The organism is Agromyces sp. NPDC004153 (assembly GCF_053603635.1).
The window spans coordinates 2,172,103-2,197,014 of record NZ_JBSGFY010000001.1 but is presented as its reverse complement, the minus strand read 5'-3'; the positions used below and the strand labels follow the sequence as shown (position 1 = coordinate 2,197,014).

At 73.4% G+C, this 24,912-nt stretch carries 25 protein-coding genes and 1 pseudogene; 12 read left to right on the top strand and 14 right to left on the bottom strand.

What is annotated here, in order from left to right; genetic code table 11:
* Positions 1-98: 98 nt before the first annotated feature.
* From hutU to ACWEOH_RS10340, 4 genes are all read left to right on the top strand, one after another.
* Positions 99-1,805, top strand: a complete 1,707-nt coding sequence (gene hutU, locus ACWEOH_RS10355) for a urocanate hydratase (RefSeq protein WP_452030627.1) — start codon at positions 99-101, stop codon at positions 1,803-1,805.
* Between the two features lie 47 nt (positions 1,806-1,852).
* Entirely contained in the window at positions 1,853-3,139 is a 1,287-nt protein-coding gene (hutI, locus tag ACWEOH_RS10350; protein WP_452031908.1) for an imidazolonepropionase, read from the top strand.
* A 63-nt stretch (positions 3,140-3,202) separates the two neighbouring features.
* Positions 3,203-3,829: a hypothetical protein gene (locus ACWEOH_RS10345; protein ID WP_452030625.1), complete on the top strand. Its 627-nt coding sequence runs from the start codon at positions 3,203-3,205 to the stop codon at positions 3,827-3,829.
* Positions 3,830-3,925: 96 nt separating this feature from the next.
* On the top strand, positions 3,926-6,829 hold the full coding sequence (locus ACWEOH_RS10340) for a hypothetical protein (RefSeq protein ID WP_452030623.1): 2,904 nt from the start codon (positions 3,926-3,928) through the stop codon (positions 6,827-6,829).
* A gap of 30 nt (positions 6,830-6,859) precedes the next feature.
* On the opposite strand, the gene ACWEOH_RS10335 is transcribed toward ACWEOH_RS10340, so the two are convergent.
* From ACWEOH_RS10335 to ACWEOH_RS10320, 4 genes are read right to left on the bottom strand one after another with little or no spacing between them, the layout of a single operon-like run.
* A complete protein-coding gene (locus ACWEOH_RS10335) occupies positions 6,860-7,156 on the bottom strand; it encodes a DUF503 domain-containing protein (protein ID WP_148733377.1) in 297 nt (98 codons plus the stop codon).
* A gap of 21 nt (positions 7,157-7,177) precedes the next feature.
* Entirely contained in the window at positions 7,178-7,450 is a 273-nt protein-coding gene (locus ACWEOH_RS10330) for a DUF6510 family protein (RefSeq protein ID WP_452030621.1), read from the bottom strand.
* Positions 7,447-8,241 carry an FAD-binding oxidoreductase gene (locus ACWEOH_RS10325; RefSeq protein WP_452030619.1) on the bottom strand — a complete coding sequence of 265 codons (795 nt, stop codon included), beginning with the start codon at positions 8,239-8,241 and terminating at the stop codon, positions 7,447-7,449. The genes ACWEOH_RS10330 and ACWEOH_RS10325 overlap by 4 nt, the downstream gene beginning before the upstream one ends.
* The gene (locus ACWEOH_RS10320; protein ID WP_452030617.1) at positions 8,238-8,828 is read right to left on the bottom strand and encodes a sulfite oxidase-like oxidoreductase; all 591 of its coding nucleotides are present in this window, start codon (positions 8,826-8,828) and stop codon (positions 8,238-8,240) included. The genes ACWEOH_RS10325 and ACWEOH_RS10320 overlap by 4 nt, the downstream gene beginning before the upstream one ends.
* A gap of 129 nt (positions 8,829-8,957) precedes the next feature.
* Here ACWEOH_RS10320 and moaA point away from each other — a divergent pair, with 129 nt between their 5' ends.
* The 3 genes from moaA (at position 8,958) to ACWEOH_RS10305 (ending at position 10,952) form a co-directional block, all read left to right on the top strand.
* Positions 8,958-10,025 (top strand): GTP 3',8-cyclase MoaA, encoded by a 1,068-nt coding sequence (gene moaA, locus ACWEOH_RS10315; protein ID WP_452030615.1) that lies wholly within the window; start codon positions 8,958-8,960, stop codon positions 10,023-10,025.
* Between the two features lies 1 nt (position 10,026).
* Positions 10,027-10,278 carry a MoaD/ThiS family protein gene (locus tag ACWEOH_RS10310; protein WP_452030614.1) on the top strand — a complete coding sequence of 84 codons (252 nt, stop codon included), beginning with the start codon at positions 10,027-10,029 and terminating at the stop codon, positions 10,276-10,278.
* Between the two features lie 65 nt (positions 10,279-10,343).
* Entirely contained in the window at positions 10,344-10,952 is a 609-nt protein-coding gene (locus tag ACWEOH_RS10305) for a dihydrofolate reductase family protein (RefSeq protein WP_452030612.1), read from the top strand.
* A gap of 33 nt (positions 10,953-10,985) precedes the next feature.
* Here the strand turns inward: ACWEOH_RS10305 and ACWEOH_RS10300 are convergent, their stop codons facing one another.
* Genes ACWEOH_RS10300 through ACWEOH_RS10285 form a run of 4 tightly spaced genes read right to left on the bottom strand, consistent with a single transcriptional unit; the run spans position 10,986 to position 14,780 of the window.
* Positions 10,986-11,450 carry a molybdenum cofactor biosynthesis protein MoaE gene (locus ACWEOH_RS10300; protein ID WP_452030610.1) on the bottom strand — a complete coding sequence of 155 codons (465 nt, stop codon included), beginning with the start codon at positions 11,448-11,450 and terminating at the stop codon, positions 10,986-10,988.
* The gene (gene moaCB / locus ACWEOH_RS10295) at positions 11,443-12,477 is read right to left on the bottom strand and encodes a bifunctional molybdenum cofactor biosynthesis protein MoaC/MoaB (RefSeq protein WP_452030608.1); all 1,035 of its coding nucleotides are present in this window, start codon (positions 12,475-12,477) and stop codon (positions 11,443-11,445) included. Before moaCB ends, ACWEOH_RS10300 begins: the two co-directional genes overlap by 8 nt.
* A complete protein-coding gene (locus tag ACWEOH_RS10290; RefSeq protein ID WP_452030607.1) occupies positions 12,474-13,670 on the bottom strand; it encodes a molybdopterin molybdotransferase MoeA in 1,197 nt (398 codons plus the stop codon). Before ACWEOH_RS10290 ends, moaCB begins: the two co-directional genes overlap by 4 nt.
* Before the next feature lie 15 nt (positions 13,671-13,685).
* Complete coding sequence (locus ACWEOH_RS10285; RefSeq protein ID WP_452030605.1) at positions 13,686-14,780, bottom strand: ThiF family adenylyltransferase; 1,095 nt, start codon at positions 14,778-14,780, stop codon at positions 13,686-13,688.
* Positions 14,781-14,881: 101 nt separating this feature from the next.
* Here ACWEOH_RS10285 and ACWEOH_RS10280 point away from each other — a divergent pair, with 101 nt between their 5' ends.
* The 4 genes and pseudogenes from ACWEOH_RS10280 to ACWEOH_RS10265 all read left to right on the top strand — a co-directional run.
* On the top strand, positions 14,882-15,298 hold the full coding sequence (locus ACWEOH_RS10280; protein WP_452030603.1) for a TOBE domain-containing protein: 417 nt from the start codon (positions 14,882-14,884) through the stop codon (positions 15,296-15,298).
* Positions 15,295-16,146, top strand: coding sequence for a molybdate ABC transporter substrate-binding protein (gene modA / locus ACWEOH_RS10275; protein ID WP_452030602.1), 852 nt, complete (start codon positions 15,295-15,297; stop codon positions 16,144-16,146). Before ACWEOH_RS10280 ends, modA begins: the two co-directional genes overlap by 4 nt.
* 134 nt (positions 16,147-16,280) lie before the next feature.
* Entirely contained in the window at positions 16,281-17,045 is a 765-nt protein-coding gene (modB, locus tag ACWEOH_RS10270; RefSeq protein ID WP_452030600.1) for a molybdate ABC transporter permease subunit, read from the top strand.
* Positions 17,042-17,675 (top strand): annotated as a pseudogene (locus ACWEOH_RS10265) (ATP-binding cassette domain-containing protein); the annotation flags it as partial. The gene modB and the pseudogene ACWEOH_RS10265, both read left to right, overlap by 4 nt.
* A 276-nt stretch (positions 17,676-17,951) precedes the next feature.
* On the opposite strand, the gene ACWEOH_RS10260 reads toward ACWEOH_RS10265, so the two are convergent.
* From ACWEOH_RS10260 to ACWEOH_RS10235, 6 genes are all read right to left on the bottom strand, one after another.
* Positions 17,952-19,253, bottom strand: a complete 1,302-nt coding sequence (locus ACWEOH_RS10260) for a DUF222 domain-containing protein (protein WP_452030598.1) — start codon at positions 19,251-19,253, stop codon at positions 17,952-17,954.
* A gap of 112 nt (positions 19,254-19,365) precedes the next feature.
* Positions 19,366-19,851, bottom strand: coding sequence for a SixA phosphatase family protein (locus tag ACWEOH_RS10255; protein ID WP_452030596.1), 486 nt, complete (start codon positions 19,849-19,851; stop codon positions 19,366-19,368).
* A 56-nt stretch (positions 19,852-19,907) separates the two neighbouring features.
* Positions 19,908-20,873 carry an arginase family protein gene (locus ACWEOH_RS10250; RefSeq protein ID WP_452030594.1) on the bottom strand — a complete coding sequence of 322 codons (966 nt, stop codon included), beginning with the start codon at positions 20,871-20,873 and terminating at the stop codon, positions 19,908-19,910.
* A 100-nt stretch (positions 20,874-20,973) separates the two neighbouring features.
* Positions 20,974-21,243, bottom strand: coding sequence for an SHOCT domain-containing protein (locus tag ACWEOH_RS10245; protein ID WP_452030592.1), 270 nt, complete (start codon positions 21,241-21,243; stop codon positions 20,974-20,976).
* Positions 21,244-21,361: 118 nt separating this feature from the next.
* Positions 21,362-22,348 (bottom strand): NAD-dependent epimerase/dehydratase family protein, encoded by a 987-nt coding sequence (locus tag ACWEOH_RS10240; protein ID WP_452030591.1) that lies wholly within the window; start codon positions 22,346-22,348, stop codon positions 21,362-21,364.
* Positions 22,349-22,355: 7 nt separating this feature from the next.
* Complete coding sequence (locus ACWEOH_RS10235) at positions 22,356-22,853, bottom strand: hypothetical protein (protein WP_452030589.1); 498 nt, start codon at positions 22,851-22,853, stop codon at positions 22,356-22,358.
* Between ACWEOH_RS10235 and ACWEOH_RS10230 the strand changes: the two genes are divergently transcribed.
* Complete coding sequence (locus tag ACWEOH_RS10230) at positions 22,830-24,908, top strand: heavy metal translocating P-type ATPase (RefSeq protein ID WP_452030587.1); 2,079 nt, start codon at positions 22,830-22,832, stop codon at positions 24,906-24,908. The two genes, ACWEOH_RS10235 and ACWEOH_RS10230, sit on opposite strands and share 24 nt — an antisense overlap.
* Positions 24,909-24,912: the final 4 nt, after the last annotated feature.

Genomic DNA, 24,912 nt, shown 5'->3' with positions numbered 1-24,912 from the left:
ACCGAGCTCAGCCCGAGCGATTCGGCTCGTCTGGGATCCCGGACGGGCACCCCGCGGCATCCGTTGTCGCAGCGCTCGGCGTGCGGTGGGATCGAGGCATGACCGATGCACCCCCCGCCCCCGCTCGCACCGTCCGCGCCGCCCGCGGCTCGGAGCTGACCGCGAAGAGCTGGCAGACCGAGGCGCCGCTGCGCATGCTCATGAACACCCTCGACCCCGAGGTGGCCGAGCGCCCCGGCGACCTGATCGTCTACGGCGGCACGGGCAAGGCCGCCCGCAACTGGGAGTCGTTCGACGCGATCGTCCGCACGCTCGAGGACCTCGAGCCCGACGAGACCCTGCTCGTGCAGTCGGGCAAGCCCGTGGGCGTCTTCCGCACGCACGAGTGGGCGCCGCGCGTGCTCATCGCCAACTCCAACCTCGTCGGCGACTGGGCGACGTGGCCCGAGTTCCGCCGCCTCGAGCAGCTCGGCCTCACCATGTACGGCCAGATGACGGCCGGCTCCTGGATCTACATCGGCACGCAGGGCATCCTGCAGGGCACCTACGAGACCTTCGGCGCCATCGCGCGCGACCTCGCCGCCCGGAAGGGCGGGCTCGATGAGCACGGTGGCGGATCGCTCGCCGGCACGCTCACGCTCACCGCCGGCTGCGGCGGCATGGGCGGCGCCCAGCCGCTCGCCGTGACCATGAACGAGGGCGTCGTACTCATCGTCGACGTCGACGAGTCGCGCCTCGCGCGCCGCGTCGACCACGGCTACCTCGACGAGCTGACCGACGACCTCGACGACGCGATCGAGCGCGTGCTCGCCGCGAAGGCCGCGCGCACGCCGCTCAGCGTCGGCCTCGTCGGCAACGCCGCCACCGTGTTCCCCGAGCTGCTCGCGCGCGGCGTGGCGATCGACATCGTGACCGACCAGACCAGCGCGCACGACCCGCTGTCGTACCTGCCCGAGGGCGTCTCGGTCGACGAGTGGCACGAGCTCGCGGCATCCGACCCCGAGGGCTTCACGACCCGCGCCCGCGAGAGCATGGCGAAGCACGTCGACGCGATGGTCGGCTTCCAGGACGCGGGCGCCGAGGTGTTCGACTACGGCAACTCGATCCGCCGCGAGGCGGAGCTCGGCGGTCTCCCGCACGACCGCGCCTTCGCGTTCCCGGGCTTCGTGCCCGCGTACATCCGCCCGCTCTTCGCCGAGGGCAAGGGCCCGTTCCGCTGGGCCGCGCTCTCGGGCGACCCGGCCGACATCGCCGCGACCGACCGCGCGATCCTCGAGCTGTTCCCCGACGACGAGCACCTGCGCCGCTGGATCACGCAGGCCGGCGAGAAGGTGCACTTCGAGGGCCTGCCGGCCCGCATCTGCTGGCTCGGCTACAAGGAGCGCCACCTCGCGGGCCTGAAGTTCAACGAGATGGTCGCCTCGGGCGAGCTCAGCGCGCCGGTCGTCATCGGCCGCGACCACCTCGACTCGGGCTCGGTGGCGTCGCCCTACCGCGAGACCGAGGCCATGGCCGACGGCTCCGACGCGATCGCCGACTGGCCGCTGCTCAACGCGCTGCTCAACACGGCTTCGGGCGCGACCTGGGTGTCGATCCACCACGGCGGCGGCGTCGGCATCGGCCGGTCGATCCACGCCGGCCAGGTGGTCGTCGCCGACGGCACCGACCTCGCGGCTGAGAAGATCGCGCGCGTGCTCGTGAACGACCCGGGCACGGGCGTCATGCGGCACGTCGACGCGGGCTACGACCGCGCCGTCGAGGTGGCTCGCGAGCGCGGCCTCCGCGTGCCCATGATGGACGCATGACGGGTCTCGGTTCGCCCGGCATCGACGCGACGATCGGGAGGGCACGCATGACCGATGGCGGTGCAGTGAAGCGGATGCTGCTGACGAACGTCGGCGAACTGGTGACGAACGACCCGGCTCCCGACCGCGACGGCGGCCCGCTCGGCATCGTGCACGATGCGGCCGTGCTCGTGGAGGACGGCCGCATCGCGTGGATCGGACCGGCTGCGCACGTGCCGTCGCACGACGACGAGCTTCGGCACGAGCGTGCCGATCGCCGCGACGGCGAGGAGCACCGATCGCTGTGGGACGCCGACGTCGAGGTGGTCGACGCGGGCGGCCGTGCCGTGTTCCCCGGCTTCGTCGACAGTCACACCCACCTCGTGTTCGGCGGCGACCGGGCCGAGGAGTTCGCCGCCCGCATGGCCGGGCGCCGCTACGAGGCGGGCGGCATCCGCTCGACCGTGGCCGCGACCCGCGCCGCGACCGACGACGAGCTGCGCGCCCGCCTCGCCGGGTTCGTGGCCGAGCTGCACGCCCAGGGCACCACGACGTTCGAGGTGAAGTCGGGCTACGGCCTCTCGGTGCGCGACGAGGAGCGCATCGTGCGCCTCGCGCGCGAGGTCACCGACGAGGTCACGTTCCTCGGCGCGCACGTCGTGCCGGCCGACTACGCCGACCCGGCGGGCGGCCCCGGCACGGGCGCCGACGCCTACGTCGACCTCGTCGTCGGCGAGATGCTCGACGCCTGCGCGCCGCATGCGAAGTGGATCGACGCATTCTGCGAGCGCGGCGCCTTCACCGCCGAGCAGTCCCGGCGGGTGCTCGAGGCGGGCGCGGCCATGGGCCTCGGCGTGCGGGTGCACGGCAACCAGCTCGGCGCGGGTGACGGGGTGCGTCTCGCGGTGGAGCTCGGCGCGGCATCCGTCGACCACTGCACCTACCTCGACGATGCGGAGGTCGCAGCGCTCGCGGCATCCGACACGGTCGCCACCCTGCTGCCGGGCGTCGAGTTCTCGACCCGCCAGCCGTTCCCCGACGCGCGGCGCCTCATCGACGCGGGCGTGACGGTGGCGCTCGCGAGCGACTGCAATCCGGGCTCGAGCTTCACGAGCTCGATGCCGTTCTGCATCGCGGTCGCCGTGCGCGACATGGGCATGACGCCGGCCGAGGCGCTCTGGGCGTCCACTGCGGGCGGTGCGGCGGCGCTGCGGCGCACGGATGTCGGGGCGATCCGCCCGGGCGGTCCGGCCGACCTCGTGCTGCTCGACGCGCCGAGCCACGTGCACCTCGCCTACCGTCCGGGTGTGCCGCTCGTCGCGCGCGTCTGGAAGGACGGGGAGGTCGTGGCCTAGGGCTGCGCCGACCGCCGGATCGGGTGGACGATGGACCCGATCGGTTCCCGAAGGGGGTGGATCGTGGACGTCGCCATCGAACCGTCGATCTCGACGGACCAGGTGCGCATCTGGGCGGGCGTGCAGGGCTTCATCAGCCTCGCCGCGGTCGTCGCCCTCGCGCTGTTCTTCCTGCTCGGGGGATCGTCGGCATCCGAGCCGTCGCGATGGGCCTGGCTCGGGCCCGTGAACGACTGGCTCGCGGTGATCGGCGCGGCGCCGTGGGTCGTGGCGATGATCCTGCTCGCGACCTACGTCAGGGCCGGGCCGTGGCTGTGGGTGCTCACGGTCGTCGCCTGCGCCGGAGCCGCGGCGATCGCGATCGTGACGCTGCTCATGCTCGCGGGAAGCCTCGGCCTGCAGGCGCAGGCCGTCGTCTCGGTGGGCGCGGCGCTCGTCGCGTTCGCGTGGATCGCGTTCGCCGGGAGTGCGGCCCACGCCGCCGGCGCGGTCCCGGCGTGGGTGTCGATCCTCGCCGTCGCGATCGTCGTCGCCTTCGTCGCCGGCGGGATCGTGGCGGGCCTCGGGTACGTCTCGCCGGCGGGGTCCGCCCTGCAGACGACGCTCTACATCGTGGGCGGGTCGCTCGTCGGACTCTCCTGGCTCGCGTTCCCGGCGTGGTGGCTCATCCTCGCGCCGACCCTCGCCTGACCGCGCCCCCATTCGGGGGGTGCTCCGCCAGCATTCCTCAGGAATACCATCTGCTCAGGCCCGCGCCATTGCGGCCGACCTCTGGGGGGAGGGGCGATGTTCGGAATGCTCGCGAAGGCTCGCGGGCCCGAGATCCTCGAGATCAGGGTCCACGGCGTCCAGAACACTCCGCCCGCCGAGATGCTCGAGACGACGCCCGAGAACGTCGAGCGCGAAGTCGGCGATGAGCTCGGATCGTTCTGGTACCGGAGGGGCGCGCGCCCCGCACGGGGCATCACGAGGATCGAGGCGTTCTCGTGGGGCGCCCAGGCGCGGACGGGCGGCGGCGCGCTCGCAGCCATCGGCCGGGCGTTCGTGCACGTCGGGTGGTTCCTCCTGCTTCCGTACGCCCTCGCGAACCTCGCCTACTGGACCCGGTGGATCGGGCCGCAGGACAGCGCGGGGTCGAAGAGCTGGAACGGCGACGCCGGTGCGGCGACCGTCCGGGTCTTCGGCCTGCTGCTCACGCTGATCGCCGTGATGGCGTTCTGCTCGGTCGCCATCGACCTCGTCGCCATCCAGTGCTTCCGCGGCACCACGCAGGTCTGCGCGGCATTGCCCGCGGTCTTCGACGGGCTCCGCGAGATCGACCGCGACAGTCGCGCTGCACTCCTCGGACTCGCGCCGATCGCCACGATCCTGGTGCTCTATGCGATCGGACGCAGAGGACGCGTGCATTTCGAGGAACGAGTCAAGAAGTTCGGAGCAGGCCTCGACGAGAAGGGGCAGGAGAAGGGCATCCCGCTCCTCGCGACGCGCGGTTTCTGGTCCGTCGCACGCATCGGGCAGACGTCGGAATGGCTCCACGTCGCCGCGTCGATCACATTGGTACTGTTCGTGCTCGCGTTGGATGCCGCGTACGTCGACGTCGCAGGCTGTTGGCGCGGGTACCCGGCGACGATCACGTGGGGCTGCGTCCAGAGCGCGTGGAGTCACCCGGTGCCGTTCTGGTTCGGTATCGGCGCGGTCATCCTCATGCTCGCGATCGTCATCCTCGTCGCGCTCGCGTCGCACACGTCGGACAAGACCGACACGATGCCGGGACGGCTCGCGGAGCGCGCATCTCGCACCGCCGCCGCCGATACCGACTCCGCGGCCGACCCCCGCACCGCTTGGAAGCGCGGAGCCGCCATGGCCTGCCTCGTACTGTCGATCGCCGGCTATGCCGCGTGGATGATCCTCGCGTTCCTGTTCGTCACACCCACCTCGGACGATGACCCGGGATTCCTCGGCCTCATCGGCACGCCGATCGCACTCATCGTGCTGGCGCTGCTCCTCGCCCTCGCGGGACTGGGATGGAGGAACCGGAGTCCCTGGCGACGCCGCGTCAGCTCGATCCTCCTCGTCCTCGGAGGCGCGGCGCTGCTCGCCAGTCACGCTGAGGTTCCCGCATGGGCATTCGACGGCAACGGCGTCGTGTGGCGATGGGCACTGGTCGGCGTCGCGGTCGCCTTGGTGCTCGTCCACCTCCTCCTCGCGTGGTTCGGGCCGCGCAAGCATCTCTACGAGGCCTGGCGTGGGCAGGGAGCGGGGGTCGTGATGATCCTGTCGCTCTTCGCGTCGATGGCGCTCTCGAGCCTGCTCGTGCTGGGCGTGGCTTCCTGGCTGGGCACGCCCGCCGAGAAGGCTCCGACCGAGGACATCTGGCGGACCCCGGGCGACCCTCTGCCGACCGACCTGTGGAACGTGCCCGACGCGTACGAGTGGTTCGCAGTGGTGCTCACCATCATCGCGGCGTTGCTGCTGGTCCTGGTGGTCGTCGCGCTCGCGGCGAACCTGCTGCGGTTCGTGAGGTTCTCCCTGCCTCCGCTCTCCGAGCCCGACGATGAGGAGGGCGATGTGGCGGCCGTCGGCGGCGTCGAGCGGCCCGATTCCACGGATCCGGAGACGTACGCCCCTCGCCTGACCTACCCGAGGCCACGGGTGCGCCGACGCGTGACCGTACGACGGAGTTCGCACCTGCTGCACCGGGGCGAGCCCCTGTTCGCGTGGCTCGCCGTGTTCGCCGCCGTCGGATTCTTCAGCCTCGCCGTCGTGGTCGGGTTCGAGCCCCTGCCTCCCGAGCTGGCGGCGGGCTCCACCGCGGTGCTCGTCGCCGTCGCCCTGGCCGCCGTCGCTGCCGTCGCGACCCACGCGGCGTCGAGCAGCGAACGCCCGCTCGGCGTGTTCTGGGACGTGGTCGCGTTCTTCCCCCGCGCCGGGCACCCGTTCGCTCCCCCGTGCTACGGCGAGCGCGTGGTGCCCGAGCTCGCCGCGCGCACGCAATCGTGGCTGGACGACACGGACACGAAGCGGCCGCGCGGGGTGATCCTGACCGCCCACTCGATGGGTTCGACGATCTGCGCCGCGACGCTCCTCGCGCTGCGTGGCGAGCGGATCAAGACCGGCCCGCTGGAGGGCACGCTGGTCCTCGAACGCATGGCGCTGCTCTCCTACGGAACGCAGCTCCGGGCGTACTTCAGCCGCTTCTTCCCATCCGTGTTCGGCGTGGCGGTGGAGACCGTGAAGGACGTGACGCCGCAGCGCGGCGCGATCCTGCCCGGTCCGGCCGGACGAGGGGTGACCATCCTCGGCGTTCCCGGCCTCATCGGGCCATCGCTCTGGCGCAGCGATCCATGGCGCCGCCAGGTGCTCCGGGAGTTCGCGGAACCCCTGCCTCGCCCTGCGCAGCGCAACGACGTCACGCTCACGGCCCTGCTGGGTGCCCATGACCAGGAGGTGCCGCGCTGGCGCAGCCTCTGGCGACGCACCGACTACCTGGGCTTCCCGGTGTACGCGTACCGCATCGACCGCAGTCCCGACGGCACCCCGGCCGGCAATCCGATCGACCGCGGGGCCACGGAATCCGCCCCGACGAGCTACCTGTGGCGGATCGCCACGCACACCGACTACCTCGGGACGCCGCAGTTCCTCGTCGCCCGCGACGACCTCGTGAGAGCACTCGACGGCACGCCGGATTGAGCCGGATCCCGGCGCACGCAGTGCATCCGCTCAGTCGTCGTCGCTCCGGCGCAGCCGCCGACGCGCCGACAGCAGCATGACGTCGGGCCGCGAGGCGACGAGCCGCTCGGCGCGGTCGAGCGTGTCGGTCACGCGCTCGGCTCCGGATGCCACGACGCCGACGCCGAGCACGGCGCGCCGGTGCAGGTCCTGCTCGGCGACCTCGGCCACGCTCGCCTCGGTGGCGCGGCGCAGGTCGGCGAGGATCGGGCGGATGACGGCGCGCTTGTCCTTCAGCGAGTGCACGTCGCCGAGGAGCAGGTCGAACTCGATCCAGCCGATCCACATGGCGTGCTCCCCCGTGGAGTATCAGCCCTCCGATGGCGTCCGTCGCACCTCGATCGCGGTCACGCCCCTGAGGCCGATCCAGGCGCGGTCGTCGGCCTCGACGAGCGTGGCGAGCACGGTGTCGCACGTGCTGCAGCGCACGACCGTGCCGGCGCCGCTGCGGTAGACCATGGCCCGGGCGAGCTCGGCGACGGAGCCGCACCCGACGCAGCGGCCGGTCGCCATCGTGACGTCGAAGCTGAAGAACTCGGCGAGCGGGCCGGCGATGGCGTTGCCGTCGACGTGCTCCATCATGCGCCTCCGTATCGTTCGGTGCGGACCGACCGCGGATCGTGGCCGAGCTCGACGAGCCAGTCGGCGACGCGCTCGACGAAGCCCGTCGAGCCGCAGACGAAGACCCGCGGGCGCTCCGACGCGGGGAACACCGCGGCCTCCAGGGCCTCGCGCATGATCCGGCCGGGCGCCGCCGTCCAGCCCTCGGGCGCGCGGCGGGTGTAGACGAGATCGAGCTGCAGCGGGGCCGCGGCATCCACGAGCGTCGCGAACTCGTCGTCGAAGTAGACGTCGTCGGGCGTGCGCACGGAGTACAGCAGGCGGAACGGCGTCGGGTCGGAGGCATCCGCGTGCGCATGCGCCATCGCGTAGAGCGGCACGATGCCCGACCCGCCGGCGATGAGCTGCACCGGTCGATGATCGCCCGTGTCGGCCGCGGGAGCCCAGACGAAGAACGCGCCGAGCGGGCCGTGCACCTCGAGCATGTCGCCGGCGCGCACGTCGTCGACGAGGTACGGCGACACCTCGCCGTCGGGCAGCTTGTCGACCGCGAGCACGACTCGGGTCGACGACCCCGATGAGGCGATCGAGTACGACCGCGTCGCCTGGTAGCCGTCGGGGGCGGTGAGGCGCACGTCGAGGTGCTGCCCCGCCGCATTGCCCGGCCAGCCGGGCACGTCGAGCTCGATGCGGGTCGCGTTGGGCGTCTCGCGGTGCGTCGCGGCCACCGTGGCGACGTGCCAGCCCGAGCGCGGGACGGCCAGCGGCGCCGCGCTCGGCGCGACGGCCTGCGCGGTGGAAGCGTCGCTCACCAGTACCGCTCCTCCTTCCACGGATCCCCGTGGATGTGGTACCCGTTCTGCTCCCAGAAGCCGGGCTCGTCCTGGTCCATCATCACGAGTCCGCGCACCCACTTCGCGCTCTTCCAGAAGTAGAGGTGCGGCACGAGCAGCCTGGCCGGTCCGCCGTGCTCGGGGTCGAGCGGCTCGCCGTCGAACTCGAACGCGACCCACGCCTTGCCGTCGAGCAGCTCGTCGAGCGGCACGTTCGTCGTGTAGCCGCCGTAGCTGTGCGCCATCACGTAGTCGTACTGGGTCTCGACGTCCTCGAAGAGCGTGTCGAGCGAGACCCCGCGCCACCGCGTGCCGAGCTTCGACCAGTGCGTCACGCAGTGGATGTCGGTGTCGACGTCCTCGATCTTCAGCGCCATGAACTGGTCCCAGTTCCACGAGTGCGCGCCGGTCTCGGTGCGGATCGTGAACTCCCAGTCGTCGGTGTCGACCTCGGGCGTCGGCCCGGCCGAGAGCACCGGGAAGTCGCTGACCAGCGTCTGCCCGGGTGGGAGGCGATCGTCGCGCTCGCGATCGCGTCCGCTGAACCCTCGAGTGATGAACGACATGGCGTCTCCTCCCGACTCGTCTCAGGGTAGTGACGAGCGCGGGCGCTGTCACGGTATCCGGCGCACTCGACCGGGCTCCGTCTGCGGGCGGACATCGGCGCGAAACACGCGAGCGCCTAGTGTGGAGGCATGGCGGCCCTCTCGCTCGGCATGCCGGCGGTGCGCCGGTCGCCGTCGGCTGCGCCGTCGACCGAGGGGCGACCGGATGTCCCGGGGCTCGTCGACCGGTTCGGTCGCGTCGCCCGCGACCTCCGGGTGTCGATCACGTCGGCCTGCTCGCTGCGCTGCACGTACTGCATGCCCGCCGAGGGCCTGCCCGTGATCGCCCGCGACGAGCTGCTCTCGTCGACCGAGATCGCCCGGCTCGTGGGCATCGCGGTGCGCGACCTCGGCGTGACCGAGGTGCGCTTCACGGGCGGCGAGCCGCTCACCCGCCCCGACCTCGTCGAGATCGTCGCCCTCAGCGCCGCGGCCGCGCCCGGCACGCCGCTCGCGCTGACGACGAACGGCATCGGCCTCGACCGCAAGGCCCAGGGCCTCAAGGACGCCGGGCTCAGCCGGGTCAACGTGTCGCTCGACACGCTCGACCGCGAGCACTTCACGCGGCTCACGCGCCGCGATCGACTGCCGCGCGTGCTCGACGGCATCGCCGCGGCGCATCGCGCCGGGCTCGGACCGCTGAAGGTCAACGCGGTCGCGATGCGCGAGACCCTGCACGACGCGCCGACCCTGCTCGCCTGGGCCCTCGAGCACGGATGCCGCCTGCGCTTCATCGAGCAGATGCCGCTCGACGCCGACGAGACCTGGCTCCGCGAGAACATGGTCGACGCGCAGGAGCTCCTCGACGTGCTCGGCGAGCACTTCGCACTCGAGCCCGTCGGCCGCGACGACCCGTCGGCGCCCGCGGAGGAATGGCTGGTCGACGGGGGCCCGGCGACCGTCGGCATCATCGCGTCGGTGACCCGCTCGTTCTGCGCCGCCTGCGACCGCACGCGGCTGACCGCCGAGGGCACCGTGCGCTCGTGCCTGTTCGGCGACGACGAGACCGACCTGCGCGGGATGCTCCGCGACGGAGCATCCGATGCCGAGCTCGCGGACCGCTGGCGCGCCGCGATGTGGGGCAAGCAGGCCGGACATGGCATCGACGCGGCGGACTTCCACCGCCCGGTGCGCTCCATGGGCGGGATCGGGGGCTGACGTGGCATCCGTGACCGTGCGCTACTTCGCGGCGGCGGCCGAGGCGGCCGGCGTCGAGGAGGAGACCCTCGCCGCGACCGAGGCGGGGTCGACCGTGGGCGAGCTGCGCGAGCTGCTCGTCGGACGCTACGGGCCCGCGATGGCCCGGATCGTCGCGAACGGCTCGTTCCTCGTCGACGGCATCGTGCGGCGTGACGCTGCGGCCCCGATCGGCTCGAACGTCGACGTGCTGCCGCCGTTCTCGGGCGGCTGAGGTCACGCCTCCCGCCGACTCGCAACCCCGCGCGGCCGCACCCCGAGCGGCGTAGCGTGCGCCGCATGGGCAAGGTCATCGCGAACGCATCCATGTCGCTCGACGGGTTCGTCGCCTTCGAGGACGACGACATCGGCGAGCTGTTCGAGTGGTACGACAACGGCGAGGTGGAGATCGTGAACGAGGGCGAACTGCCGCCGTTCCACGTCACGCGGCCGAGCGCCGACTACTGGCGATCCTGGGTCGACGGACTCGGCGTGCTCGTGGTCGGACGCGAGCTGTTCGACCTCACCGACGGCTGGCACGGACGGCATCCGATCGGCGTGCCGATCGTGGTGCTCACGCACGAGCCGCCCCACGATTGGTCGTACCCGGGCTCGGAGGACTTCACCTTCGTCACCGAGGGCATCGCGGCGGCGGTCGAGCGCGCGAAGCTGATCGCCGGTTCCGACCACGACGTCGGGCTCACGGGCGGCACGATCGCCGGGCAGGCGCTCGAGGCCGGCCTCGTCGACGAGGTCGCCGTCGACCTCGTGCCCGTCGTCATGGGCTCGGGCAAGCGATTCTTCGGCGACACGGCGCCAGTGCGGCTCGGCGACGCGACGACGGTCATCGAGGGCCGGCGCGTGCTGCACCTGCGGTTCCCGGTCGAGCGCGTCGGGCCGGCCGAGTAGGCGGCGCAGACGCTTGTGGGCGCCCGGTTCGTCCTACAGGTTCACCCACTCCGTCGCGCCGCCCTCGAGGTGCTGGCGCTTCCAGATCGGCGTGCGCTCCTTGATGCGGTCGACGAGCAGGGCGCACGCCGCGAAGGCCTCGGCGCGGTGCGGCGCGGCGACGGATGCCACGAGCGCGACGTCCCCGATGGCGAGCGACCCGACGCGGTGGGCGGCCGCCACGCGCAGGCCGGTCTCGCGGGCGACCTCGGCGCACGTCTCGCGCAGGAACCGCTCCGCCTCGGGATGCGCCTGGTAGTCGAGCCGGGTGACGGATGCCCCGTGGTCGTGGTCGCGGATGACGCCCTCGAACGTCACGAGCGCGCCGTCCTGCGGCGACTGCACGAACGCCTCGATCGCGGCGCGGTCGATGGGCTCGTCGAGCACGAGCGCGAGGACCTCGGGGTCAGCGGGCTCAGGGTGAGTGGGCGCGGGGTGAGTGGGCTCAGGGTCAGTCATCCGACGCCTCTCGCGGTGCGTGGTCGCCACCGGCGACCTGGTCGAGCAGGTGCGGCAGCAGCTCGTCGAGCACGCGCAGCCCGTCGGCGACGCCGCCGCGCGAGCCGGGCAGGTTGACGACGACCGTGCGACCGGCGATGCCCGCGAGCGCGCGGCTGAGCGCCGCGGTCGGGGTGGCGGCGCGACCGGCCGAGCGGATCGCCTCGGCGACGCCGGGCAGCTCCTGGTCGAGGATCGCGAGGGTCGCCTCGGGCGTGCGGTCGCCGGGGTTCACCCCGGTGCCGCCGGTCGTGATGAGCACGGCCGGCGACCCCGAGACGGCGCCGCGCAACGCCTGCGAGACGTCGGCGTCCGCCACGATGACGGGCGCGTCGGTGTCGAAGCCGCGCTCGCGGAGCCAGTCCACGATGATCGGCCCGGTCGTGTCCGCTGCGGCGCCGTCGGCCGCGCGCGTCGAGACGACGAGCACCTCGGCGATGCCGGCGGCGCGGGGATGCGCCGGCGCCGTGCGCGCCTCCTCGACGAGCGCCTCGCCCGCGGCATCCGTGTCGCCCGCGGCATCCGCTCGCCAGACACCTCGCTTGCCGCCGCGCTTCTCGACGAGCCGGATGCCGCCGAGCTGCGCCGCCGGGTCGACGGCCTTCACCATGTCGTGCAACGTGAGGCCGGCGATCGCGACCGCGGTGAGCGCCTCCATCTCGATGCCGGTGCGCGCGGTCGTGGAGACGGTCGCGCGGATGGTGACCGCCGTCTCCTCGAACCCGAAGTCGATCGACACCGCGTCGAGCGGCACGATGTGCGCGAGCGGGATCAGTTCGCTCGTGCGCTTCGCGCCCGAGATGCCCGCGATGCGCGCGGTGGGCAGCACGTCGGCCTTCTTCAGGCCGTCGCTCCGGACGAGTCCGACGACCTCCGCCGTGGTGTCGAGGCGGCCCTCGGCGATCGCGACGCGGCGGGTGACGGGCTTGCCGCCGACGTCGACCATGCGCGCGCGGCCGTCGTCGTCGAGGTGGGTGAGCGAGGTCATAGCTCCACGGTATCCACGACGGCGCCGTCGTCGAGCGACGTGACGTCCTCGGGCACGACGATGAGCAGGTCGGACGCCGCGAGCGCCGCCACGAGGTGGGATCCGGGTCCCCCGACGACCTCGGCGCGGCCGTCGTCGGTGCGGCGTCCGCGCAGGAACTGGCGCTTTCCCGCGACCGATGCGAGCGGCGCGGCGAGCTCGAGGCGCTCGCGGCGGGCCTGGGGGAGTCCGGCGATGGCTCGGAGGGTCGGCGCGACGAACAGCTCGAACGAGAGCTGCGCGCTCACGGGATTGCCCGGGAAGCCGATCAACGGGATGCCGCGGTACGCGCCCGTGGCCTGCGGGCCGCCCGGCTGCATCGCGACGGAGCCGACCCACGCGCCGAGCGGCTCGATGAGCTCGCGCACGACCTCGTAGGCGCCCTGCGAGATGCCGCCGCTCGTGAGGATGAGCTCGGCGTCGGCCTCGCGGGCCGCGTCGAGCTCGGCGCGCAGCCGGTCGGCCGCGTCGCGAACGCGCGCCTCGTGTACGACGACCCCGCCCGCGGACCGTACGGCCGCGGCGAGCGCGATGCCGTTCGCGTCGGGGATCTCGCCGGGCTCCAGCTCGGCACCGGGCGCCACGAGCTCGCTGCCCGTGCTGATCACGGCGACGCGCACGCGCTCGCGCACGAGCAGCTCGGTGAGGCCGGATGCCGCGGCGGCCGCGAGGTGGCGCGACGCGAGCTTCAGGCCGGGCGGCAGCACGTCGGCCCCGGCGGCGAGGTCGGAGCCGGCTTCGCGCACGTACTCCCCGACGCGCCGAGCGCTCCCGATGCGGACGCCGCCATCGCCGTCGGGCTCGGTGTCCTCGACGGGCACGATCGCGTCGGCCCCGGCCGGGACCTGCGCACCCGTCATGATCCGCACGGCCGTGCCGGGCTCGAGCGGTGCGGGCTCGCCGGCGGTGGCGGCGACCTCGCCGGCGATCGGCAGCGACACCGGGGCATCCGCCACGTCGTCGGCGCGCACCGCGAAGCCGTCCATCTGCGAGTTGCGGAAGGGCGGCAGCGCGATCGGCGACTCCACCGGCGAGGCCGTGATGCGGCCCAGGGCGTCGGCGAGCGCGACCCGCTCGGTCGGCCGTGCGCCGAGTCCGGCGAGCAGCGACCGCACGAACGCGGCGTGCTCGTCGACGGAGATGCGGTCGGCCATCAGCAGCTGGCCATCTCAGTACCTCGCGACCGCGGGGTCGACGGTGCGCGACCAGGCGTCGATGCCCCCGACCAGGTTGCGCACGTTCGCGAACCCCGATCCGGCCAGGAGGCGCGCGGCGTACTCCGAGCGCACGCCGAGGTGGCAGTACACGACGACGGATGCCGCGCGATCCAGCTCCCCCGCCCGGTCGGCGAGCTCGGGCAGCGGGATGAGCGTGGCGCCCTCGATGGTCGCGATCTGCGCCTCCCACGGCTCGCGCACGTCGAGGAGCAGCGGCGGCGCGTCGGACGCGAGCTCGTCGGCGAGGGCCGCAGGTGCGACGTTGCCCGGCGCTGCGGGCGGTGCCGGCTTCGCGGGTTCCGGCTCGACCGGGCCCGCCGCGGCATCCGCCCGGCGATACGCGATCTCGCGCGACCGCCCGCTGAGCCCGTCGTACACGAGGACGCGTCCGAGCAGCGGTTCACCGATCCCCGTGAGGAGCTTCAGCGCCTCGCCGGCCATCATGCCGCCGGTCACGGTGCAGACCGTCGGCAGGATGCCGTCGATCTCGCAGTTGAGCCCGGCGTCGGCGGGCGGCTCGGGGAAGAGGTCGCGGTAGGAGACGCCGCGCGCGTCCCACGAGACACCGACCTGGCCCGAGAACTTCGCGGCCGAGCCCCACACGAGCGGGATGCCGGCGCGCGCCGCGGCGTCGTCGGCCGCGTAGCGGGTCAGGATGTCGTCGGTGCCCTCGACGACGAGGTCGGCACCGGCGAGCAGCTCGTCGGCCACGGTCTCGTCGAATCGGATCGCCGCCGGGACGAGAGCGGTGTCGGGCGACAGGTCGAACGCGGCATCCGCTGCGGACTCGACCTTGAGCCGCCCGACGTCGCCGGGCGCGTGCAGGAGCTGGCGGTGCAGGTTCGTGACGTCGACCTCGTCGTCGTCGACCACGACGACCGTGCCGACGCCGGCCGCGACGAGCGCGGGCACGACGAAGCTGCCGAGGCCGCCGGCGCCGAGCACCACGACACGGGCGTCGGCGAGCCGGCGTTGCGCGTCGGCGCCCCAGCCGGGCAGCACGCGCTGGCGGGCGTAACGGGGCGAGTCGGGATCGATCGCGGGCATGCTCCGATTCTCGCAGGCGGGGCGGCCCGTCCGACCGCTGTCGCGTGGATCCGCAGGTACGGATAGGATCGCGCTATGACCACGCACCTGAGGATCGAATGATGCCCGAGTACCGCATCAGCGAGGCCGCCGCCCTGCTCGGAGTGAGCGACGACACCGTGCGCCGTTGGGGGGAGCACGGGCGTCTCACGCTCCGGCGCGGGGCGAACGGCATGCAGGTGGTCGACGGCACCGACCTCGTGGCGCTCATGGCCGAGGTCGGGTCGGGCGCGGCGCTGGCCGAGGCGTTCCCGGTGGCGCGCGCCTCGGCCCGCAACCGGTTCGTCGGCCTCGTCACGCGCGTGCAGCGCGACGGCGTCATGGCGCAGGTCGACCTGCAGGCGGGTCCGTTCCGGGTCGTGTCGCTCATGAGTCGCGAGGCCGCCGACGACCTCGGGCTCGAGCCGGGTATGCTCGCCGCCGCGAGCGTGAAGGCGACGAACGTCACGATCGAGCTGCCGCCGGGGAGTGAGGCGTGAACGGGCGACGCATCGGGGAAGAGCGCAGCGGGCGGATGCCGCGTGCCGCCGCCGCCCTCGCCGCCCTCGCCGCGCTCGCGGCGCTCGCGGCGCTCGTGCTCGCCGGGTGCGCGTCCACCGGCGCGAACGGGGGTACCGCCTCGTCCGCTCCATCCGACGCGCCAGCCGACGCCGAGCCCACGACGCTGACGGTGTTCGCGGCGGCATCGCTCACCGAGGCGTTCGACGAGCTCGCCGAGCGGTTCGAGGCGGAGCATCCGTCGGTGGAGGTCACGCTGAGCTACGGCGGCAGCGCCGCCCTCGCACAGCAGGTCGTCGAGGGCGCGCCGGTCGACGTCTTCGCAGCGGCCGCCGAGCCGCCGATGCAGACCGTCGTCGATGCCGGGCTCGCGGAGGATCCCGTGGTCTTCGCCGCGAACACGCTCGAGCTCGTCGTGCCCGCTGGGAACCCCGCGGGCGTCACCGGCCTCGACGACCTCGCCGACGCCGGCCTCCGGATCGCCATGTGCGATGCATCGGTGCCGTGCGGCGCGGCATCCGTGAAGCTGCTCGAGCAGGAGGGCGTGGTGGCGGCGCCCGACACGCTCGAGTCCGACGTGAAGGCCGTGCTCACCAAGGTCTCGCTCGGCGAGGTCGACGCGGCGCTCGTCTATCGCACCGACGTCATCGCGGCGGGCGACGAGGTCGAGGGCATCGAGGTGCCCGGCGCGGCATCCGTCGTGAACCGGTACCCGATCGCGGCGCTCACCGAGGCCGGCGATGCCGACACGGCGGCCGAGTTCGTCGCGTTCGTGACCGGCGATCCGGGCCGCGCGGTGCTCGCCGAGGCGGGCTTCGGGAAGCCGTAGTGGCATCACCCGTGTCGGCCCGATCCGGGATCCGGCGAGGACCCCGGACCGGACGCAGCGCGCGGCGTCGGCCGGGCGGCGCCGGGCGGCGCGGGCCGGGCGTCGCCGGACGACTGGCGTGGCCCGTCGCCGTCGTGGCGGGGATCGCGCTCGCGGTGCTCGTGCTCCCGCTCGCCGCCCTGGTCGTGCGGGCTCCGTGGTCGGACCTGCCCGAGCTGCTCGCGCGCGAGTCGGTCCTGCAGGCACTCGTGCTGTCGTTCACGACGGCGACGGTCGCGACGGCGTGCTGCCTCGTGCTCGGCGTGCCGCTCGCGGCCCTGCTCGCTCGCGCCGCGGACTGGCCGACGCTCCCGCGGAGGGCGCTGCGCGCGGCGGTCACCGTGCCGCTGGTGCTGCCGCCCGTGGTCGGCGGCATCGCCCTGCTCATGCTGCTGGGGCGTCGCGGCCCGATCGGGCAGCTGCTCGAGGAGTGGTTCGGCGTGACCGTGCCCTTCACGACGGGTGCCGTGGTGATCGCGCAGGTGTTCGTGTCGCTGCCGTTCCTCACCTTCGCGGTCGAGGGTGCGCTGCGGTCGGCCGATCGGCGCACGGAGCTCGCCGCCGCGACCCTCGGCGCGTCGCGCTGGCAGGTGTTCCGGCACGTGACGCTGCCGCTCGTGGCGCCGGGCGTCGCCGCGGGCGCGGTGCTGTGCTTCACGCGCGCGCTCGGCGAGTTCGGTGCGACCATCACGTTCGCGGGCTCCCTGCCCGGCGTCACCCGAACGCTGCCGATCGCGAGCTACCTCGCGATGCAGTCGGATCCCGACGAGGCGATCGCGCTCGCCCTGCTCCTGCTCGCCGTGTCGGTGATCGTGCTGCTCGGGCTGCGGGACCGCTGGATGCCGGAGGTGCGCGCATGACGGATGCCACGAGCGGCGGCGGCAGTAGCGACCGCAGCGACCGCAGCGACCGCAGCAACCGCGCCAACCGCGACGACCGCGCCGACCGCAGCGACCGCGCCGACCGCGCCGGTCGGCCCTCGGCCGCGTCGACCGTCGCGCGTCCGGCGTTGCATGCCGACGTCGTAGTCGCCCGCGGGGAGACGCGGATCGCCGCCTCGCTCGACGTGGCGCCGGGGCATCCGCTCGCCGTGATCGGACCGAACGGCGCCGGCAAGTCGAGCGTGCTCGCGGCGATCGCGGGGCTCGTGCCGCTCGAGTCGGGACGCGTCGCGATCGGCTCCCGCCCGGTCGACCGGCTCCCGCCGGAGCGCCGACGCATCGGGGTGCTCTTCCAGGACTACGTGCTCTTCCCGCACCTGACCGTGCGCGACAACGTGGCGTTCGCCGCCCGGATGCGCGGGTCGCGCGCCGCCGCTCGCGCCGCGGCCGAACCATGGCTCGAACGCTACGGACTCATGTCGCTCGCCGACCGGCTCCCCGCCCAACTCTCGGGCGGTCAGGCGCAGCGCGTGGCGCTCGCCCGCGCGCTCGCGGCCGACCCCGAGGTGCTGCTGCTCGACGAGCCGATGTCGGCGCTCGACGTGGAGGTGCGCGCCGACATGCGGGTCGAACTCGCCACGCACGTGCGGGAATTCGGCGGGGCAACCGTGCTCGTCACGCACAGCCCGGCGGATGCCGCGGCACTCGCGGACTCCGTGCTCGTGCTCGAGGCGGGCCGAGTGACGCAGCGGGGCACGCTGGCGGAGCTGCGCGCGGCGCCCGCGACGCCCTACGTGGAACGGATGCTCTCGGCATCGGGTGAGTGAGGGTCGAGGCTGCGTTCGGCCGCACACGGCGAAGCGCAGACGTCCCGCGCCGCCGTGATCATGCGGCATCGGAGGTCGGTGCGTCGGATTCGAGACCTTCCGTGGTTCCAGCGGTCGCCCATGGGGGCTCTTGGGGGAGCCGCGTGAACGGCTGTTCGGGGCTGGTGAGGTATTCGTGGCCGGCCGGTGATGTCCAGCGGATGTCGCCGCTCGGCATCTGCGACATCCGCCACCTCGTGTTGTGCTTGAGGCGGTGGTGCTTGCGGCAGAGGTGGGCGAGGTTGTCGTGCCGAGTGTCGCCGCCCGTCGCCCAGTCCCGGGTGTGGTCGATATCGCAGCCGACCGCGCGGCGGGAGCAGCCCGGTAACCGGCAGGTGCCGTCGCGGACCCGGAGGTACCCGGCGAGGTCGGCGGGCACTCGGTAGACGGTGCGGTCGTAAGAGAGGGAGGCGCCGGAGTGGGGGTGGGTGAGGATGCGCCGGAACGACGGCGCGTGCGCCGCGAGGCGACGGGCGGTCTCGGCGTCGATCGGTCCGTGCCCGTCGAGTTCGGCGGGCTCGTCGGAGTGTCCGAGCAGGGTGAGCACGGGCACGGTCACGTACACCCGCGGGGTCACGACGCCGAGCGGCGACGCAGGTGCAGCGGCATCCGCGTCGAGCGGACGGCCGAGCAGCAGGTCGGCCGCCGCGTCGAGCTTGGACTGTGCGCGGGTTGCCGAGGAGTCGGCGGATCGCGCGTCTGCGAGGGCGTCGAGTCGGGCCATGATCGCGACGCCGCGTTCGGCCTCGAGGTACAGGCTGAGCCAGGCCATGCCGTCCTCGGCGGATTCGAGGCAGACCCGCCGCTGGTCGCGCGCGTGGTCGTGCCGGGCGGTGAGCGGTTCGGAATGCAGCCGGTCGCGGAGCCGCCGGACGCGACGACGGAACGCCGACGCGGTCTCGCGTGGCGCCCGCTCCAGCGCGGCCGCCTCGAGTCTGGCGGCATCCTCGGCGCGCAACCCGACCACGGCGTCGAACAGGGACCGGACGTGGGCCAGGCTGATCGCGCCCGAACCGAGCGCCGCGATCGTGTCGTGATGGCGTCGGGCGATGCAAGCGTCGGCGACCAACCCGGACGCCGTGGCCTCGGGGATGCGCAGCAGGGTGCCGAGCTCGGCGATGAATGACCGGGTGGCGAACTCACCCTCGACCTGCGGCGACCCGTCATGCACGTCAGCGGCGGCATGCGCGTACCCATGCGCCCGGTCGATCAGCCGCAACTGCTCCGCCTGCGCCGCACGGATCTCGCGCTCCAGGGCGGCGATGCGGTCGAGGTCGGAGCGCAGCGCGGCCTCGGCGGTGGTCGCCCCGGATGTCGTCATGCATCGATTCCATCACCACCCACCGACATCCTGATCTCATCGAAATATGCCCTGATCAGGTACTTCGCCTGTGGATAACCGCGCCCGCGCCCTGCCTGTGAGGACAAGTCGCCTAGTCCCGCGGCGTCTCCACCCGCACCGACGACGGCTCGACGTCCTCGAGCTCGTACCAGGCGTCGACCTCGAACGTGAACTCCGCCACGGCGCACGTCGGCATCTCGTGGATGTCCGACGAGAACTCGTGCGCGAGCGACGCCGTCTCGGGATTGTGGCCCACCACCATCACGGTCGACACGTCGCCGTCGAGCTCCCCGATGACCCGCAGCACCTCGTCGGCGGATGCCGCGTAGAGACGCTCGTCGAGCATGATCCGGTCGGCATCGACGCCGAGCGCATCCGCCATGAGCTGCGCCGTCATGCGCGCCCGCAGGGCGGTGCTCGAGAGGATCCGCTCGGGCCGGAACCCGCGCTCCGCGAGCCGGCGCCCCATCGCGGGGGCATCGCGCTGGCCGCGCGAGTTCAGCGGCCGGTCGTGGTCGGACACGCCGGGGTGATCCCAGCTCGACTTCGCGTGGCGCACGAGCGCAAGGGTCTTCATGGGCCCGAGTCTGCCACCGCGCGCACGGGGCCGCGAGGCCCGGCGCCGACCGCGCCCTACCCGCGCGCCGCCAGGCCCGCCGCGAACTCCAGCACGCACAGCGCAGCCAGTCGCACGGTGCGGCCGTCCGCGGCATCCGCCGTCGCATCGATCTCGACGAGGTCGGCCGACCGCACCCGCGGGTCGACGGCCGCGGCACGCACGAGCGCCCGCAGCTCCCACGCGGCGAGCCCGCCCGGCACCGACGCCGGGCACCCGGGCGCGACCGACCGGTCGCACGCGTCCACGTCGACGTCGAGGTGCACCGGACCTCCGGCGGCTCCAGCGATCGACAGTGCCTCGGCCATGACCTCGGCCGGTCGCCGCCCGTGCAGCTCGTCGCGATGGATCACGGTGATGCCGAGGTCGGCCGCACGCGTCGCGTAGGCGACCGAGTTGGCGAAGTCGGCGATGCCGATCTGCACGATCCGCCGCGGGTCGAGCCCCGCCTCGATCAGGCGCCGCACGGGCGAGCCGTTCGAGACGCCGTCGCGCAGGTCGTAGTGCGCGTCGATCGTCACGAGTCCGGCGGTCGTGAGGTCGTCGCCCCAGGCGCCGAGCGCCGTGGCGACCGTCACCGAGTTGTCGCCGCCGAGGGCGACCAGCGCCGCGGCGCGCTCGAGCGCCGCAGCGGTCGCGGCGATGGTGCGCGCCTCACCCTCGGGGCCGTCGGGGTCGACGATGTCGCCGGCGTCGGCGAATCGCAGCTCGAAGAGGTCGCGCCCACGGCTCGCGTCCGCGGCATCCGGATCGTGGAACGGCGCCGACCCGGCCGACCGGTCGGGCATCAGCGCCGGACTGTATCGCCGCAGCGCCTCGCGGATCGCCGCCGGCGTCGCGTGCGCGTTCGTCGGCGAGAGCGACGTGCGCCACGCCGGCACGCCGAGCAGTGCCAGGTCGACGGATGCCCCCGGTCCGAAGTCCGCGAGCGCGGGCCAGTCGCCCGCGCGGGGCCAGAGCGGGTCGTACGAGAGCGTCGCCATGCCACGACGCTAGCAACGGCGGATGCCGCGAGCCGAGGCATCCGCCGACCGCGATGTCTGCGATCCCGGACGCCCGGCGACCGCGCGCCGCCCGCGGCGCTCAGGGCAGCGGCCGCGGCGGCCCCTCGTCGAGCGCGCGCACGATCTCGCGATACTCGTCGCGGCTGATCTCGCCGCGCGCGAGGCGCTCCTCGGCGATCGCCCGGGCGGGGCTGCGCGGCGGCACCGGCGGCCCTTGGTGGGGCGGCGATCCCGGTGGAGCGGACGTGAACGAGCGCACCACCAGGATGACGAGCGCCGCGAGTGCGAGCAGCAGGAACAGGGCGATCAGCCAGCCCCAGCCCATTCCGTAGCCGTGACCCCAGAACATGCCGCACCACCTCCGACGGCGCTGACGGGGGATGTCCCGTCGTGGCCTCATGCTACGCCCGGGACGAAGCGCGAATCGGGCCGTTGGTCCCGCTCGCCGGGAGGAACGAGCCCGCCCGCTATCCCCGCAGAGCCGCGAGCAGCTCCCGCTCCTTCGCCTTCGACAGCCCGGCGCCGCGCTCGCGGTCGAGCCCCTGGTTGCGCTCCCACTCGAGCGTCTCGGCGAGGAGCTGCTCGAGCGGACGCAGGCGCAGCCCGGCCGCCTTCGCGGCGGCGTTCGAGCGGTCGAGGAAGGCGTTCCACTCGGGGTCGATGATCCAGAGCGGCAGCGAGTCGGGTCCCGACCACTCGGCCACGCCCTGTTCGGCGAGCCACTCGGGCGACACCGCGACGACCTCGCCACGGTGGCCGCCGACCGCACGGCTCGCCTCGAGCCAGTCCTCGAACAACATACGGTCGCCCACGGCGTTGAACACGCCGGTGCGCCCGGTCGCGACGGCGTCGAGCGTGAAGCGCACGAGGTCGTCGACGTGGATGGCCTGCACCGACGCGTCGAGGATGTCGGGAACGAGCATCGGCTCGTCGTCGCGAGCGGCTCGGGCGACCCAGTACCCGCTGCGACCCGAGGCATCGCCCGGACCCGCGATGAGCCCGGGACGCACGACGAGCAGCCGGTCGCCGAGCGCCTCGCGGTACGCCTGCTCGATCGCCGACTTCGCCTCGCCGTACGTGTCGGGCGTCGATTCGTCGGACGCGAGCGGCGCCATGAGCGCGGCGGACTCGTCGGCGCCCGGCTCGTCCTGCGCGGCGTACACGTTGCCCGACGAGATGAAGGTCCAGTGCGCGGCCCGAGGCCCGAGGTCGGCGGCGGCTCGCCGTGCGAATCCGGGCTGGCGCGTCACGTCGATCACCGCATCCCAGTCCCGATCCGACACCGCGTCGTACGCGCCCGGCTTCGAACGGTCGGCCACGATGAGCTCGGCGCCGTCGGCCACCGCTCCGGCCTCGCCGCGCGCGAGGCACCTCACGCGATCGCCGCGGGCGAGCGCCTCCTGCGCGATCGTGCGTCCGAGCCATTGCGTGCCACCGAGGATGAGCAGGTCCATCCGCACATCACAGCACGCGACGGATGCCACAGTCGCCCATGTTCTCCGATCGCGAACCGGGCTGGACGGCCACGGCCCCGATCCGGCATGTCGGATGACGCGGCATCCGGATGGCGCCGCCGATCGAGCGGATCGGGAATGGAATCGCACCGGTCGTCGTTGTGGAGAATACCCCTAGGGGGTATGCTGCGAAGCGGAACGATGTGGAGGAAGATCGATGGACATGACGCGGGACGAGACGCAGGGCCACCGCGGGCACGAGCAGCATGGCCTGCACCCGGAACACGACGCGCACGCGAGCCACGAGATGCACGCGGAGCACGACGCGCACGCCGGTCACGACATGCACGCCGACCATGATGCGCACGCCGGTCACGACATGAACCACGCCGGCCACGACATGGGCCACGACGCGCACGCCGGCCACGACATGGGCCACGACGCGCACGCCGGCCACGACATGGGCCACGCCGGCCACGACATGCACGCCGGCCACGGCGACCACGTCGGCCAGTTCCGCCGCCTGTTCTGGATCAACCTCGTGCTCGCGGTGCCGACGATCCTGTTCAGCCCGATGTTCGCCGACATCATCGGCTATCCCCTGCCCGACAACGCCCTGATCCCGTGGATCTCCCCCGCGCTCGGCACCGTCATGTTCTTCTGGGGCGGGCGGCCGTTCCTCACGGGCGCCTGGTCGGAGCTGAAGGCGCGCAAGCCCGGGATGATGCTCCTCATCGGCCTCGCGATCACGGTCGCGTACTTCGCGTCGCTCGGCGCGAGCCTGGGCCTGCTCGACCACCGGCTCGACTTCTGGTGGGAGCTCGCGCTGCTGATCGTCATCATGCTGCTCGGCCACTGGATCGAGATGCGCTCGATCGCCGCGACCTCGTCGGCGCTCGACGCGCTGGCCGCACTGCTGCCCGACGAGGCCGAGCGCGTGACGGATGCCACGGACCCTTCGACGGGCTCGGGGACCGCTCCGACCGTCGAGATCGTCGCACCCGCAGACCTGCGCGTCGGCGACATCGTGATCGTGCGGCCCGGCGGACGCGTCCCGGCCGACGGCGACGTCATCGACGGCACGGCCGCGATGGACGAGTCGATGATCACCGGCGAGTCCACGACGGTGAGCCGCGGCCCCGGCGACCACGTGGTCGCGGGCACCGTCGCGACCGACACCGCGATCCGCGTGCGGGTCTCCGCCGTCGGCGACGACACCGCGCTCGCGGGCATCCAGCGCCTCGTCGCGCAGGCGCAGGCGTCGAGCTCCCGCGCGCAGCGCCTCGCCGACCGCGCCGCCGGCTGGCTGTTCTGGTTCGCCCTCGCCGTCGCCGTCATCACGGCGACCGTCTGGACCCTCCTCGGCAGCCCCGACGACGCCGTCGTGCGCACCATCACGGTGCTCGTGATCGCGTGCCCCCACGCGCTCGGCCTGGCCATCCCGCTCGTGGTGTCGATCGCGACCGAGCGCGCGGCCCGTGGCGGCGTGCTCGTGACCGACCGCCTCGCGCTCGAGACCATGCGCACCGTGCAGGCCGTGCTGTTCGACAAGACCGGCACCCTCACGAAGGGCGAGCCGGCCGTGACGGATGCCGCGGCGGCCCCGGGCTGGAACCCCGACGAGCTCATGGCACTGGCCGCCGCGGACGAAGGCGACTCCGAGCACCCGCTCGCGAAGGCGATCGTCGCGGATGCCGCGCGACGGGGCCTCGCCGTCCCGCAGGCGTCGGGCTTCACGGCGTCGGCCGCGATCGGCGTGCACGCCACGGTCGACGGCCGCTCCGTACAGGTCGGCGGCCCCGGACTGCTCGCCCGTGAGGGCGCCGAGCCGCTCGCGGCATCCGCCGGGTGGAGCGAGCGCGGCGAGACCGTGCTGCACGTGCTCGTCGACGGCCACGTCGCCGGTGCCATCGCGCTGGCCGACGAGGTGCGACCCGAGTCGAGGGAGGCGGTCGACGCGCTGCACGCGCTCGGCGTGCAGGTCGTGATGATCACGGGCGACGCCGAGCCCGTCGCCCGCACGGTCGCCGCCGGCCTCGGCATCGACCGCGTGTACGCGGGCGTGCGCCCCGAGGACAAGGCCGCGAAGGTGCAGGAGCTGCAGCGCGAGGGCCTCAGCGTCGCGATGGTCGGCGACGGCGTGAACGACGCGCCCGCGCTCGCGCAGGCCGACGTCGGCATCGCGATCGGCGCCGGCACGGATGTCGCGATCGCGTCTGCCGGGGTCATCCTCGCCTCGTCCGACCCGCGCTCGGTGATCTCCGTGATCGAGCTGTCGCGCGCCAGCTACCGCAAGATGGCGCAGAACCTCTGGTGGGCCGCCGGGTACAACCTCATCTCGGTGCCGCTCGCGGCGGGCGTGCTCGCCCCGATCGGGTTCGTGCTGCCGATGTCGGTCGGCGCGATCCTGATGAGCCTCTCGACCGTGATCGTCGCGCTCAACGCGCAGCTGCTGCGCCGACTCGACCTGCGGCCCGAGGCGTCGACGCGGGCCGTGCTGGCGCGGGCCGGGCGCCCGACCGGCGCGGCGGAGCCCCAGCGGGTGGACGTCAGCGCCTAGGCCG

Coding starts and splice junctions, on each gene's coding strand:
- ACWEOH_RS10285 (WP_452030605.1), bottom strand. CDS start 14,780: ATGCCCGCGATCGATCCCGACTCGCCCCGTTACGCCCGCCAGCGCGTG.
- hutU (WP_452030627.1), top strand. CDS start 99: ATGACCGATGCACCCCCCGCCCCCGCTCGCACCGTCCGCGCCGCCCGC.
- ACWEOH_RS10240 (WP_452030591.1), bottom strand. CDS start 22,348: ATGGACCTGCTCATCCTCGGTGGCACGCAATGGCTCGGACGCACGATC.
- ACWEOH_RS10305 (WP_452030612.1), top strand. CDS start 10,344: ATGGGCAAGGTCATCGCGAACGCATCCATGTCGCTCGACGGGTTCGTC.
- ACWEOH_RS10245 (WP_452030592.1), bottom strand. CDS start 21,243: ATGTTCTGGGGTCACGGCTACGGAATGGGCTGGGGCTGGCTGATCGCC.
- ACWEOH_RS10320 (WP_452030617.1), bottom strand. CDS start 8,828: ATGTCGTTCATCACTCGAGGGTTCAGCGGACGCGATCGCGAGCGCGAC.
- ACWEOH_RS10280 (WP_452030603.1), top strand. CDS start 14,882: ATGCCCGAGTACCGCATCAGCGAGGCCGCCGCCCTGCTCGGAGTGAGC.
- ACWEOH_RS10255 (WP_452030596.1), bottom strand. CDS start 19,851: ATGAAGACCCTTGCGCTCGTGCGCCACGCGAAGTCGAGCTGGGATCAC.
- ACWEOH_RS10290 (WP_452030607.1), bottom strand. CDS start 13,670: ATGGCCGACCGCATCTCCGTCGACGAGCACGCCGCGTTCGTGCGGTCG.
- ACWEOH_RS10230 (WP_452030587.1), top strand. CDS start 22,830: ATGCACGCCGGCCACGGCGACCACGTCGGCCAGTTCCGCCGCCTGTTC.
- ACWEOH_RS10300 (WP_452030610.1), bottom strand. CDS start 11,450: ATGACTGACCCTGAGCCCACTCACCCCGCGCCCACTCACCCTGAGCCC.
- moaCB (WP_452030608.1), bottom strand. CDS start 12,477: ATGACCTCGCTCACCCACCTCGACGACGACGGCCGCGCGCGCATGGTC.
- ACWEOH_RS10260 (WP_452030598.1), bottom strand. CDS start 19,253: ATGACGACATCCGGGGCGACCACCGCCGAGGCCGCGCTGCGCTCCGAC.
- ACWEOH_RS10250 (WP_452030594.1), bottom strand. CDS start 20,873: ATGGCGACGCTCTCGTACGACCCGCTCTGGCCCCGCGCGGGCGACTGG.
- ACWEOH_RS10340 (WP_452030623.1), top strand. CDS start 3,926: ATGTTCGGAATGCTCGCGAAGGCTCGCGGGCCCGAGATCCTCGAGATC.
- ACWEOH_RS10330 (WP_452030621.1), bottom strand. CDS start 7,450: ATGATGGAGCACGTCGACGGCAACGCCATCGCCGGCCCGCTCGCCGAG.
- ACWEOH_RS10335 (WP_148733377.1), bottom strand. CDS start 7,156: ATGTGGATCGGCTGGATCGAGTTCGACCTGCTCCTCGGCGACGTGCAC.
- moaA (WP_452030615.1), top strand. CDS start 8,958: ATGGCGGCCCTCTCGCTCGGCATGCCGGCGGTGCGCCGGTCGCCGTCG.
- hutI (WP_452031908.1), top strand. CDS start 1,853: ATGACCGATGGCGGTGCAGTGAAGCGGATGCTGCTGACGAACGTCGGC.